This window comes from Flavobacterium sp. YJ01, assembly GCF_029320955.1.
GTDB lineage: Bacteria > Bacteroidota > Bacteroidia > Flavobacteriales > Flavobacteriaceae > Flavobacterium.
In genome coordinates this window covers 3,521,365-3,536,105 of the sequence record NZ_CP119757.1, presented here as the reverse complement: position 1 = coordinate 3,536,105, position 14,741 = coordinate 3,521,365, and the positions used below count along the sequence as shown (strand labels likewise).

8 protein-coding genes are annotated in these 14,741 nt (G+C 34.7%); 5 read left to right on the top strand and 3 right to left on the bottom strand.

The window, feature by feature from the left end; translation table 11 throughout:
• Window position 1: 1 nt before the first annotated feature.
• The 3 genes from fusA to rpsL are packed head-to-tail and all read right to left on the bottom strand — an operon-like array spanning window position 2 to window position 3,054.
• On the bottom strand, window positions 2-2,158 hold the full coding sequence (gene fusA, locus P0R33_RS15430; protein ID WP_276172067.1) for an elongation factor G: 2,157 nt from the start codon (window positions 2,156-2,158) through the stop codon (window positions 2-4).
• A gap of 11 nt (window positions 2,159-2,169) precedes the next feature.
• Window positions 2,170-2,646 (bottom strand): 30S ribosomal protein S7, encoded by a 477-nt coding sequence (gene rpsG, locus P0R33_RS15425; protein ID WP_026727879.1) that lies wholly within the window; start codon window positions 2,644-2,646, stop codon window positions 2,170-2,172.
• Window positions 2,647-2,670: 24 nt separating this feature from the next.
• The gene (rpsL, locus tag P0R33_RS15420) at window positions 2,671-3,054 is read right to left on the bottom strand and encodes a 30S ribosomal protein S12 (protein ID WP_007136570.1); all 384 of its coding nucleotides are present in this window, start codon (window positions 3,052-3,054) and stop codon (window positions 2,671-2,673) included.
• 176 nt (window positions 3,055-3,230) lie between these two features.
• Here rpsL and P0R33_RS15415 point away from each other — a divergent pair, with 176 nt between their 5' ends.
• The 5 genes from P0R33_RS15415 (at window position 3,231) to P0R33_RS15395 (ending at window position 14,669) form a co-directional block, all read left to right on the top strand.
• Window positions 3,231-4,931, top strand: a complete 1,701-nt coding sequence (locus P0R33_RS15415; protein WP_276172061.1) for a hypothetical protein — start codon at window positions 3,231-3,233, stop codon at window positions 4,929-4,931.
• 85 nt (window positions 4,932-5,016) lie between these two features.
• Complete coding sequence (locus P0R33_RS15410; RefSeq protein ID WP_276172059.1) at window positions 5,017-8,244, top strand: SusC/RagA family TonB-linked outer membrane protein; 3,228 nt, start codon at window positions 5,017-5,019, stop codon at window positions 8,242-8,244.
• A gap of 5 nt (window positions 8,245-8,249) precedes the next feature.
• Window positions 8,250-9,773, top strand: coding sequence for a SusD/RagB family nutrient-binding outer membrane lipoprotein (locus P0R33_RS15405; protein ID WP_276172058.1), 1,524 nt, complete (start codon window positions 8,250-8,252; stop codon window positions 9,771-9,773).
• A gap of 245 nt (window positions 9,774-10,018) precedes the next feature.
• Window positions 10,019-13,219 (top strand): SusC/RagA family TonB-linked outer membrane protein, encoded by a 3,201-nt coding sequence (locus P0R33_RS15400; protein WP_276172057.1) that lies wholly within the window; start codon window positions 10,019-10,021, stop codon window positions 13,217-13,219.
• Between the two features lie 4 nt (window positions 13,220-13,223).
• The gene (locus P0R33_RS15395) at window positions 13,224-14,669 is read left to right on the top strand and encodes a RagB/SusD family nutrient uptake outer membrane protein (RefSeq protein WP_276172056.1); all 1,446 of its coding nucleotides are present in this window, start codon (window positions 13,224-13,226) and stop codon (window positions 14,667-14,669) included.
• Window positions 14,670-14,741 lie beyond the last annotated feature (72 nt).

Below are 14,741 nucleotides of genomic sequence, written 5' to 3'. Positions count from 1 at the left end.
ATTAAGCGTTACCTTTTGCTTTTTTGATTACCTCTTCTGAAATATTAGAAGGTGTTTCTGCATAGTGAGAAAACTCCATTGTTGAAGTTGCTCTACCAGAAGACAATGTTCTTAATGTAGTAACATAACCAAACATTTCTGATAAAGGCACATCAGCTTTGATTGTTTTAGCACCATTTCTGTCACCCATATCATTAACCTGACCTCTACGACGGTTCAAGTCACCTACGATATCACCCATGTTTTCTTCAGGAGTAATAACTTCGATTTTCATGATTGGTTCAAGAATAACAGCTCCAGCAGCACGTCCAGACTCTTTATAACCCATTCTAGCAGCTAATTCAAAAGAAAGAGCATCAGAATCCACAGGGTGGAAAGATCCGTCTAACAAAGTTACCTTTAAACTATCAACAGCATATCCAGCTAATGGACCTGTTTTCATAGCCTCACGGAAACCTTTTTCAACAGCAGGGATATATTCTTTAGGAACGTTACCACCTTTTACTTCATTCACAAACTGTAATCCCACAGGAACTTTACCATCAACTTCATCAGCAGGCTCGATTCTAAATACGATATCACCGAATTTACCACGACCTCCAGATTGTTTTTTGTAAGTTTCTCTATGTTGAGCAGATCTTGTAAACGCTTCTTTATATTCAACTTGAGGCTCACCTTGATTAACCTCTACTTTAAACTCACGTTTCATACGATCAACTAAGATATCCAAGTGAAGCTCACCCATACCAGAAATAATAGTTTGACCAGAAGCCTCATCAGTTCTAACAGTAAATGTTGGATCCTCCTCAGCTAATTTAGCTAAAGCCATACCCATTTTATCAACGTCAGCTTTAGTTTTAGGCTCGATTGCGATACCAATTACCGGCTCAGGGAATTTCATAGACTCCAAAATAATTGGATTCTTTTCATCACACAAAGTATCTCCAGTTTTAATATCTTTAAATCCTACAGCAGCTCCAATATCTCCAGCCTCAATAAATTCAATTGGATTTTGTTTGTTAGCGTGCATTTGGTAGATACGAGAAATTCTCTCTTTGTTACCAGAACGAGTATTTAAAACATAAGAACCAGCATCTAAACGTCCAGAATAAGCACGGAAGAAAGCTAAACGACCTACGAATGGGTCAGTAGCAATTTTAAATGCTAAAGCAGCAAACGGCTCTTTTACATCTGGTCGACGTAAGATTTTAGTTTGATCTTCTTCTAATAATTCAGCATCATCAGGGTGAATTCCTTCAATACCTTCTTTATCTAATGGAGATGGCAAATACTTACAAACAGCATCTAACATAAATTGAACTCCTTTGTTTTTGAAAGAAGAACCAGCAAGCATAGGAATGATTGCCATATCGATAGTTGCAGCTCTTAATGCATTGTTGATTTCGTCCTCTGTAATAGAGTTTTCATCTTCCATGTATTTATCTAAAAGATTCTCATCATAAGTTGCAATCTCTTCGATAAGGATAGAACGGTAGTGTTTTACATCATCAACCATATCAGCAGGGATATCAACGATATCAAAAGTAGCTCCTTGAGTTTCATCATGCCATACAATAGCTTGATTTTTCACTAAGTCAACAATACCTTTAAAATCAGCCTCATCACCAATAGGCAAAGTAATTGCAACCGCATTCGATTTCAACATATCTTTAACCTGTCCGCATACAGCTAAAAAGTTAGCACCTTGACGGTCCATTTTGTTTACGAATCCCATACGAGGAACTCTATATTGATCAGCAAGTCTCCAGTTAGTTTCTGACTGTGGTTCAACACCATCAACAGCACTAAACAAGAAAACCAAACCATCAAGTACACGCAAAGAACGATTTACCTCTACAGTAAAGTCAACGTGTCCAGGAGTATCAATAATATTAAAGTGGTAAGGCAATGATTCTGGAAGAACTTTACCTTGCTCTGTTGGAAAATTCCAAGTACAAGTTGTAGCAGCAGAAGTAATTGTAATACCTCTTTCTTGCTCTTGCGCCATCCAGTCCATTGTTGCAGCACCATCGTGTACCTCACCAATTTTGTGTGATTTTCCAGTATAAAAAAGAATACGCTCAGTTGTTGTTGTTTTACCAGCATCAATGTGAGCAGCGATCCCGATATTTCTTGTATATTTTAAATCTCTAGCCATTTCTTTACGAATTAAAATCTAAAGTGAGAGAATGCTTTATTAGCTTCTGCCATTTTGTGAGTATCCATTCTTTTCTTAACTGCAGCACCTTCTTCTTTAGCCGCAGCTAAACATTCTGAAGCTAAACGCTGTGCCATAGATTTTTCATTTCTTCTTCTTGAATAAAGTATTAACCACTTCATTGCCATAGAAATTTTTCTGTCTGGACGAATTTGCATTGGAATTTGGAATGTAGCTCCACCAACTCTACGGCTACGTACTTCTACGTGAGGCATAACGTTTGTTAAAGCATCTTTCCAGATCTCTAATGAAGTTTTCTCATCATTTTGCTTTTTAGTTTCGATGATATCAATTGCATCATAAAATACTTTAAAAGCTGTAGATTTCTTACCATCCCACATTAAGTTGTTCACAAAACGTGTTACTAATTGGTCATTAAACCTTGGATCCGGTAAAAGTGGTCTTTTCTTTGCCGCTCTTTTTCTCATGTCTTTTTCTTAAAAGTTTTTAAATTACTTTTTTGCTTCTTTTGGGCGTTTAGCACCGTACTTAGATCTTCTTTGCGTTCTTCCTGCAACACCTGACGTATCAAGCGCTCCACGAACGATATGATATCTAACACCTGGTAAATCTTTTACCCTTCCACCTCGCACTAATACTATCGAGTGCTCTTGTAGATTGTGTCCTTCTCCAGGGATGTAAGCATTCACCTCATTACCATTTGTCAAACGTACACGCGCAACTTTACGCATTGCAGAGTTTGGTTTTTTTGGTGTAGTAGTGTAAACACGCGTACAAACCCCTCTTCTTTGAGGACAAGAATCTAAAGCAACCGATTTACTCTTCTTAGTGATCTGAGTTCTTCCTGTTCTTACTAATTGTTGAATTGTTGGCATAATTAATACTAAAAATTATTATGTTTATTAAATTTCCGCTTTTTACGGGGTTGCAAATGTATAAAATATTTTTCACTATACAAACGTTAAATCATTAATTTTCAATAACATTATTTATATGTATGATTTAACAAAGAAACATATGATATTTGCTTAACATTTAATAAACAAATCAATTGCAACCGAAACAATTACTATATATACTTTTTTTTCTCCTAGGCTCGAAATGTTTTGGACAATCTTTCTATTTAAACATTAAAGGAATAAATGAAAAACAAAATCAAACTATAGATTCTATAAATTACAACAAAACTCATCCGAACTTAAAATCGCTTACCAACGAAATTGCTTCAGTTTCAGAAAAACTCACAAAGCAAGGCTATCTAGACATCATTACAATAGAGAATCGCAAAATTAACGACAGTTCTTTTACCGCTATTTTCGACCTAAAAAACAGAATAAAAACTATACATATATATATAGGTACAAATAATATATTTTTTGACTCCAAAAAAACATCAAAAGACAGCATTATTATTCCTTATACTGAGTTAGAAAATTTATTAAATCGAGAAATTCAAAACAGAGAAAAAGATGGTTTTGCTTTTTCCAAAATAAAACTAGCAAACATCAAAAGAAGAAACTCAATAATTTATGCTGATTTAATTTTAGATTCCGAAAAAAGAAGAACCTTAAATTCAATTATTCTAAATTACACAGATTCGAAAGATTTTTTCCCAAAGGGCGCATTAAAACAATTAAACAAAAAATATACAAATAAAACATTCAACCAAGAAGCCATTAAAAATTTGTATAATGACATCAATAGCTTCGATTTTATTTCGCAGACAAAATATCCTGAAATATTATTCACAACAGACTCGACTAAAGCATACACCTATATAGAAAAAAGAAAGGCAAATACTTTTGATGGCTATATCGGATTTTCAAATGATGAAAATAAAAAACTTAATCTAAATGGATATGTAGACATTTCGCTTGTAAACACATTACGTGCTGGCGAAAAATTTTCTCTTTATTGGAAAAGTGATGGCAATCAACAAAAAACATTCAATACCAAAATCGAAATTCCGTATTTATTTCAATCTCCAATCGGAATAAAGGCACAATTAAACATATTTAAACAAGATAGTACTTTTCAAAATACAAAAACAGATATCAATTTAGGATATTATTTAAACTACAATTCTAAACTTTATCTCGGATACCAATCAACAGAATCGAGCGATATCCAAAACACAAACAATTCAACAATAAGCGACTTCAACAATTCATACATTACGACCACGTATGATTTTCAGAAAAGTGATTTTGAAAACACAATCTTTTTCAATAAAGCATTTATCGCCGCTTCTTTTGGTTTTGGAAATCGAACTACAAACAACTCAGTTGAAACAGTAGGCAAAAGCAACCAATTTTTTACTAACCTAAATTTGAAGTATAATTTTGAGTTAAATTCTAAGAATTTCATTAACATAAATTCACAGAATTTTTTCTTAAAAAGTAAAAACTACATTTCAAACGAATTATTTCGATTTGGAGGAATGAATTCGATTAGAGGTTTCCTGGAAAATAGCCTACAGGCCAACTTTGCCACGATGATTTTGACAGAATATCGCTACTTAGTGTCCCCAAACCTATATATCAACTCTATTTTAGACTATTCCCTCTATCAAGACCAAACTAGTATTTCTGATAAAAACAAGATTAAAAAATTATTAGGATTGGGCATTGGCACAACAATTCAAACATCTAGTGGAATTTTACGTATAAACCTCAGTAATGGCGCGGAAAGAGCATCGGATTTACAATTTTATAACACTATAGTAAACATATGTTATAATGTTAAATTTTAGCATATATTAAAAAAAGATTAAAAGAACATTAGGATAGTTAACAAATAATTAAGAGTTTTACCGCACTAATTCAAAATATTTAAAAATGAAACTAAAGTTCAATGGATTCCTAGTGCTTTTATTAGTACTAGTGGCGCAATTAACATTTGCGCAAGAAAGAGCTGTCTCGGGAACAGTTTCTGATAATGCAGGAATGCCTCTACCTGGCGTAAGTGTATTAATCAAAGGAACAAAAACGGGAACGCAAACAGATTTTGATGGAAAGTTCTCCATTAAAGCAACAACAAGCCAAGTTTTGGTATTTAGCTACATCGGGATGAAAACTCAAGAAGTAGCTGCAAGTTCATCTGTTATTAACATTAAATTAGCAGGAGACGCACAAGAACTTGAAGGAGTTGTTGTAACTACGGCCTTAGGGGTAAAAAGAGAGAAAAAATCATTAGGATATTCTTCTCAATTAGTGACAGCTGACCAAGTAAACAGCAGTCCAACAAACAATTTCCTAAACAACTTATCTGGAAAAGTTGCTGGTTTGGAAATTAAAACTAACTCTAACTTTGGAGGTTCTACTAACATCGTATTAAGAGGTGTAAAAAGTATCACTGGAAACAACCAAGCTCTTATCGTAATTGATGGTGTAGCTGTAAGTAACGCCAACTTAAACGATAGCGATTCGCAAAACGGAAGACAAGGATTTGACTTTGGTAATGCTGCATCAGATATTGACCCAAACAACATTGAATCTATCAACGTTCTTAAGGGAGCTGCTGCTACAGCTTTATATGGTAGCCAGGCTTCAAATGGAGCGATTATGATTACTACTAAAAAAGGTAAAAAGAATACTGCTTTAGGAGTTAGTTTCAGTTCTACTGTTTCTATTGGTGCAATTGACAAATCTACTATGCCAACTTACCAAAACCAATACGGTGAAGGTTACGGAGGAGAAGACAGTAGCTACAATGCTCCAGTTTTCGGAAATCCTGACGGACTAGTTGCTTCAACTGGTGATGACGCTTCTTACGGTAATGCTTTTGATCCTAGCATCATGGTTTACAACTGGAATGCATTCGTATTAGGAAATCCAAACTACGGAAAAGCAACTCCATGGGTAGCTGCAAAACACACTCCGGTAGACTTCTTCCAAAAATCAACTGCTTACACTAACAATATTAACTTTAGTGGTGGTGACGAAAAAGGAGCTTATAATTTAGGCTTCACAAACATTAACAACACAGGAGTTTTACCAAACAGTTTATTAAACAAAAACAGTTTAAACGGTAACTTCTCAAGAGACTTATCTGATAAATTAACTTCAACAGCATTCTTTACATTTACTAACCAAAATACTACTGGTAGAAATAATACTGGATATGGAGATAACTTTATTGGAGGTTTCAGACAATGGTGGGCTACAAACGTAGACATCAAAGAACTTGAACAAGAATACAACAGAACGCACCAAAACGTTACTTGGAACATGACTGATCCAACAAACGGAAACCTTGCCCCTGCATTCTGGAACAATCCTTACTTCGACAGATACCAAAACTTCGAACAAGATTCAAGAACTAGATTCTTAGCTGGTACAAGTTTATCATACGATATCACTAAAGACTTCACAGTTTTAGGTCGTGCAACAATTGATTATTCTAATGATCAACAAGAATTAAGAAAAGCTGTAGGTAGCCACGCTGAAACTTTCGGTATTAGTGGCGCTAATGACGGATCAGGATACTCTTTATACAAAAGAGACTTCATGCAACAGACTTACGATGTAATTGCTACTTATAACTTCAAATTATCTGATAAAATTGGAGCAAAAGCATTAGCAGGATACACTTTCTTAAGATCTGATGCTTATTCTATCCAAGCTTCTACAACGGGAGGTTTAGCAAAAGAAGGTTTATACAGCTTAGATAACTCTAACGTATTCTTACCTGCAAAAGAATCTCAAGTTACTTACGAAAAATCAGGTTTATACGGACAATTATCTTTAGATTACAACAAAACTGTATTTGTTGAAGGATCTTACAGATTAGACAAAAGTACTGCTTTACCAGAAGAAGAAAACAACTATAGCTACTACTCTATCGGGTCAAGTTTAATTTTCTCAGAATTAGTAAAAGCAGATTGGTTAAACTTAGGAAAAGTGAGAATCAACTACGCGCAAGTAGGTAATGACCCTGCAGCTGGTAGATTAGGAGCAAAAGTTAATAACTACGGTTTAGACGGAAATCCATTATTTGGAAACAGCAACACTTACTTAGATTTCGCAAACCTAAAACCTGAGGTTCAAAAAGCTTGGGAAGCAGGTTTAGAGATGGCAATGTTCAGAAACAGATTGAACTTTGATTTATCTTTATACAAAACAAATACTGAAAACCAAATTTTCAATGTACCACAATCAACTTCAACTGGTGTAAACTATGCAACAGTTAACGCTGGAGAAATTGAAAACAAAGGTATCGAGCTTGCTTTATCTGGAAAAGTTATCAAAACTGAAAACTTTTCTTGGGATCTTGGGGTAAACTGGTCTACAAACAAAAATACTGTAGTTGCATTAAACCAAGGAAGAGATAATTTATTATTAGCTACCTTCCAAGGTGGTGCTTCTCTTAACGCAACAGTTGGAGAATCTTATGGAACATTAAGAGGTAAAGATTACACTTATGATGCTAACGGAAACAGAGTTGTTGACGAAGACGGTTACTACGTTTTAGCTTCAAACAAAGTGATTGGTAACACACAAGCAAAATGGATTGGTGGTGTATCAAACAGATTGACTTACAAAAATGTTTCTTTCAATTTCTTAATTGACGTAAAAAAAGGCGGAGATATCTTCTCTCTTGACCAAGCTTACGGTAGAGAAACAGGTATCTACGATTTAGGATTAAACGATTTAGGAAACTCTGTTAGAAGCCCACTTACAAATGGAGCAGATAGCGGTGGAGTTATCCTTCCTGGAGTACACGAAGACGGTACGCCAAATACAACTAGAATTGATGCATCTACTTCTGGAGGTACTGCATTTAGTTCTGACACTAACCCAACAAAAGCTTCTGTTTATGACGGATCTTTTGTAAAACTAAGAGAACTTGGATTAACGTACAATGTACCATCTAAAATCTTAGACAAAATGAACATTAAAGGTATGTCATTTAGTGTGATTGGAAACAACCTTTGGATTATCAGTAAAAATCTTCCTTATGCAGATCCTGAAGCAGGATCATCAGCAGGAAACATTCAAGGATTCCAATCAGGAGTTATGCCAGCTACAAAAGTATACTCGTTTAATGTAAAACTTAACTTCTAAACAAAATGAAAAAGATATTTTTATCAATAGCAACACTAGCATTTTTAGCTCTATCGAGTTGTGTTAGTGACAACGAAAACTTTAATGATGATATCAAGAAGTCATATGACGTTTCTGCAGAATCATTATTATCAAATGCACAGAAAGAATTAACTGATCAGTTAACTACTCCAAGTGTCAACAATAATCCTTTACGTTATTATGTTCAATATTGGGCAGCTACATTATACACAGCTGAATCAAGATATAATTTGACAACAAGAACTATTCCTGACACACACTGGACAAAATTATATCAAGATGTTTTGGGTAACTTACAGACTTCACAACAAGTATTAGAAGCTCAAACAAAACCTGCGGATGTAGCTGATGCTGATTGGCAAAAGCAACAAAAAAACAAAGTTGCTATTCTTGAAATTTTAAGAGTTTATACTTATCAAATTTTGGTGGATACTTTTGGAGATGTTCCTTACTCAGAATCATTACAAAATCCAAAAATCATTTTACCTAAGTATGATAATGATGCAGCAATCTATCCTTTATTAATTGCTCGTATAGATGCCGCTATTGCTCAACTTGATGCAACTGGCAAAAGTTTTGATACTGGAGACCTTATATATAAAGGTGATGTTGCTAGTTGGAAAATATTTGCAAACTCTGTAAAATTGAAATTAGGAACAAATATTGCAGATGTTCTCGAATTAAGCGGATTAGCAAAAACAACAATTGAGTCAGCTTACGCTGGCGGAGTTCTTTTGAACAATTCTAATAATGCATTATTGAAATACGCTTCTTTCGCTCCAAACTACAATCCAGTTTTTGACAACCTTGTAGCTAGCCAAAGAAACGATAACGTTCCTGCAACTACATTGGTAAACCAAATGAACAGCTTATCAGATCCAAGAAGACCAATCTTCTTCACGCCAATGGCAGACGGATCATATGTAGGAGGAGTACCTGGAGGACGTAACTCACTTCCTTACGAAACAACTTACTCTCACGTTGGAGATGTTATCAAAAAACCAGATGCAGCTGGAGTATTATTAGAAGCATTTGAAGTAAACTTCTATTTAGCAGAAGCTGCAGCTAGACAATTTAATGTAGGAAACACAGCCGAGTATTATTACAATCAGGCAATCACAAAATCATGCGAATTCTGGGGAGTTTCAGCAGCAGATATCGCTACATACTTAGCAAATCCAAAAGTTGCTTACGCAACAGCTGCCACTACTCCAATTTCAGGAACTGCTGGAACTGGTACTGGTACTTGGCAAGAAAAAATTGGTTATCAAGAATGGATCGCTTTATACAACAGAAGTTTCCAATCTTGGACAGCTTTCAGAAGATTAGATTTCCCTAAATTAACTTCTCACCCAAGTTCTGTTCAAATTGCAGAAGGAAAAGTTCCAGTAAGATGGACTTATCCAACAGCAGAACAAACAGTTAACGGAACTAACTGGACAAATGCTTCTCAAGCAATTGGAGGAGATAAATTAACAGTTCCTGTATTTTGGGATACGAAACTTTAATATTTTTAGGTTATTTCTATAACTAAATTCAAAACCGCTGGCAAAACCAGCGGTTTTTTGTTTTTTATACCCAATTAGTATTAATAATAAAATAACCAAAATAGAATTACAGAATTGTGATTTATATAGCAAAATACGCTGTAAATGTTAAATTAACATATTGAGAAAGTAAAAAAAATACTTTTATGTTAGGTAGATTAACAATTAATTAAGATTTTTGCCATACTAATTCAAAATAATTAAAAATGAAACTAAAGTTCAATGGACTGTTAGTACTACTTTTAGTACTAGTAGCGCAATTATCTTTTGCGCAAGAAAGAATTGTTTCGGGAATTGTTTCGGACAATACAGGAATGCCAATACCGGGCGTGAGTGTATTAGTTAAAGGAACTAAAACAGGAACTCAAACAGATTTTGACGGAAAGTATTCTATTAAGGCTACTCCAACTCAAACTCTAGTTTTCACTTACATTGGAATGAAAGCAAAAGAAGAGTCTGCTGCCTCTACAACAGTTAACACAAAACTTGTTGGAGATGCATTAGAACTTGAAGGAGTTGTGGTAGTTGCATTTGGTACTCAGAAAAAATCTGAGATTACTGGAGCCGTTACAAAAATTGACGCAAAAGCGTTAGAAACTGCTCAAGCATCAAATGCTATCCAATCTTTAACTGGTAAAGTTGCGGGTGTGCAAATTACTGCAAACTCAGGACAGCCAGGAGATCCACCTCAAGTAAGATTTAGAGGTCTAGGATCATTATCATCTTCTAACGCACCTTTATATGTTGTTGATGGTATTCCTTACAATGGAGATATTAATGCAATTGCAACACAAGATATCGAATCGATCAGTTTCTTGAAAGATGCATCTTCTAATGCATTATATGGTAGCCGTGGAGCAAACGGTGTTATCATTGTTACAACTAAAAAAGGTAAAAAAGGACAATTAAGAGTAACTTACGAAACAAAAATCGGGGTTAACTCTAGAGCAGTTCCTGAATACAACATGATTAAAGATCCAGGAGAATATTACGAAACTGTTTATGGAAGAATCAAAAGCGGTTTAATCTATGATGGAGAAACAGCTGCTAATGCATCTACTATTGCTGCTAATACTTTAATTAACGGAGAATCTTATTCATTAGGATACAACAACTACAATGTACCTGCTAATCAAGTAATCAATACAGCAACTGGAAAAATCAATCCAAATGCAAGCTTATTGTACCATGATGATTGGGCAAAAGAACTTTTTAGAGATGCTACAAGAACAGAGCACTTCTTGAGTTTATCAAGCAGCACAGACAACCTAAGCTCTTACTTATCTGTTGGATACTTAAAAGACAATGGTTATACAATCAATTCAGACTTTAAACGTGCAACCGTTAGAGCAAACGTTGATTATAATGTAAATAGCAAAATTAAAGTTGGAGCTAACTTAAACTATGCTAATTCAGATCAAAATGCACCAATTTCTCAAGTAGGTTCTTCAACATACAGTAACTTATTTGGATGGTCAAGAAACATTGCACCTATTTACAAAATATGGCAAAGAGATGCAGCTGGAAACTTTATCCTAGATCAAAACGGAGCTAGAGTTTACGAATTCAATAATGACCCAAATCGTCCAGAAAATCGTCCTTATGGAGGAAACTTAAATCCATATGCGACTACATTATTAAACACAAATTTAAATCAAGAAAACAAATTTGGAGCTAGAGGATATGTATCTATTGATTTCTTAAAAGATTTCAACTTCAGATATAACCTTGGTTATGATTTAATGTCTGGATACTACTTAAACAGTACAACTGGAGAAGGTGGTGATGACTTTGGAGTAAATGGTAGAATTGGTACTGCTACTCAAAATGATTATACTATAACAAACCAACAATTATTATCTTGGAAAAAATCTTTAGGTAATCATAACCTTGATATTCTTGTAGGTCACGAGTCTTCTGACTTTACATCAAAAATGTTAGCAGGTCAAAAAAGTGGAGTTGTTATCCCTGGTTTACCTGTATTAAGTAATGCAACGAAATACAACTATGTAGATGGTTATAATGACCTTTACAAAGTTGAAGGATACTTCTCAAGAGCAAATTACAGCTACAAAGATAAATACTTTGTTAATGCAAGTTTCAGAAGAGATGGATCTTCAGTATTCCACCCAGATAACAGATGGGGTAACTTCTACGGATTTGGAGCTGCATGGTCTGTTGCTAAAGAATCTTTCTTCCCACAATCTAAAGTTGTTACAGACTTAAGAATTAAAGGAAGTTATGGAGAACAAGGAAATGACAACATTTTCTATCCTGCAAGTACACAAATCAACCACCGTAGCTATTTTGGTTTTGCAAGAAACTACTATGCTTACCAAAATCAATACGAAATTGTTCCAGATGCTGACGGAAACGCAACAGTACTTCAAGTATTTACTGGAAACAAAGACATCAAATGGGAGGTTTCTAAAAACATGAACGTTGGATTCGAAATTGAATTATTCAACAGAGTGAACATTGAAGCTGAGTATTTCGAAAGAAAAGTAAGTGATTTAATTTACAACAAACCACTTTCTCCTTCTACAGGAACAAACTTTGTTAGTGAGAACATTGGAGATATGGCTAATAAAGGTATTGAGGTTAACTTAGGAATTGATATCGTTAAAACTCAAGACTTTGACTTTAACATTTGGGCAAATGGTACACATTACAAAAATGAAGTAACATCATTACCAAGTCCATTTACATCTGGAATCTTCCGTTTCCAAGTTGGAGCTCCAGCTTATGCTTATTTCTTAAGACAGTTTGCAGGTGTTGACCAAACAAATGGAGATGCTTTATGGTATATGGATGTAAAAGATGCTTCAGGAGCTGTAACTGGTAAAACTACAACTAACGTTTACGGAAATGCTACTCAGTACTTAAGTGACAAAGATGCAAACCCAGATGTATATGGAGGTTTTGGAACTGTTGTTCGTTACAAAAACTTAACATTACAAGCTAGTTTTGCTTATCAATTTGGAGGATACATGTATGATGGAGTTTATGCAAGCGCAATGTACTCTGGACCAGACAATATTGGACAAAACTACCATAGAGATGTACAAAAAGCTTGGACAGTTGACAACCCAACTTCTAATATTCCTAGAATTGATCACATTTCTGATTTACAGATGGCAACTTCTGATTTCTTCTTAACAAAATCTGATTACATCAGTATTCAAGATGTTTCGTTATCTTACGATTTCAAAAATAGCACACTTACAGATCTTGGTATTTCATCTACAAAATTTAGTGTAATGGGAACTAATTTAGCGCTATGGTCAGAAAGAAAAGGTATGGATCCTAGATTGAACAATTTAGGTACTAGATCAAACAATGGTCAGTCTTTAAATGTGTATGGAGTAATGAGAACGATCTCTTTTGGTTTAACAGTAAATTTCTAAGAACATGAAAAAATTATTAATTATAACAATGTCCTTGTTGGTACTTACAAGCTGTGAAAAAGATTTTCTTGACACACAGCCTGAATCAACAATAAATGACGAACAGCTTGCAACATCTGCAGAAGCAAATAAAGCGATTATTGCAGGTATCTATTCAGCTTTAAGATCTTATGGTCTATCTGTTCCTGGAAGCCACGAAGATTATGGTCACAAATCTATTCTTTCAGCGACAGACTTAATGTCTAATGATGAATTAATGACAATATCTAGCTGGTATGGATCTTTCTACAACTATTTAGGAAGAACTCAAACTAACTCTAGATCAAAATTAGCTTGGAGTATGTACTATCCTCAAATTAAAACTGCTAATACAGTTATCAATGCTATTCCTGCTGATACTGATGATGCAAGTTTAAAAGCATTAAGAGGACAAGCTTTAGCTTTAAGAGGTTATTTCTACTTCATGCTAGCGCGTATGTACGGACCTACTTATGTAGGAAATGAAGCAAAACTATGTGTTCCTTTGTATACAGAGGTATCATTAGAGGGTAAAGCTAGAGCTACAGTTGCAGAGGTTTATACTGTTATCGAAAGTGATTTAACAAAAGCTATTGAATCACTTCAAGGTTTTACACGTGCAAACAAAGATGGATTGGATCAATCTGTTGCAAGAGCATTCTTAGCTGATGTTTACTTAGAAGAAGGTAAATATGCACTAGCAGCTACTACCGCAAATGCTGCAAGACAAGGATACACTTTACTTAGTGAAACAGATTGGAATAGTGGATTCTACGACATCACTACAGGTGGTGAAACAATGTGGGGAGCAACAATTACATCTGCTCAAAGTACATTCGTAGCAAGTTTCTTTGGTCATTTTGACAACACAAATGATTCAGGATATGCTGGAGGTCTACAAGTTTACAAAAACATAGATTCACGTCTTTACGCTAGTATTCCTGCAACAGATTACAGAAAAAAAGCATTCGTACCAGTAGGAGGAAATCCTCTTTACCCTACATTACCTGTGTATGCTAATACTAAATTTAGAGATCCTACAATCGATTCTGGAGATTATATCTATTTGAGATCTGCTTCATTATACTATATTGAAGCTGAAGCTTTAGCAAAATCAGGAAATGAAGCGGCTGCAAAACAAGTTCTGTATGATATTACAATTACAAGAAACCCAGCTTATACATTATCTACTAATTCAGGTTCAGCTTTGATCAATGAAATCATTCTTCAAAAAAGAATTGAGTTATGGGGAGAAGGTTACGCTTGGTTTGACATGAAACGTTTAGGAGTTGCTCTTACTAGAGATTACACTGGAACAAATCACCCAACTTTTGGAAGATTAAACATTCCTGCTGGAGATAACAGATTCACATTCCAAGTTCCTCAAGCAGAAATTGATGCTAACCCATTAATTGTACAAAGTCCACTATAATCTAATTAAGATTTAGTTACACTTATATATAAACCGCTCTGTTCATTCAGAGCGGTTTTTTTATAGAAACAT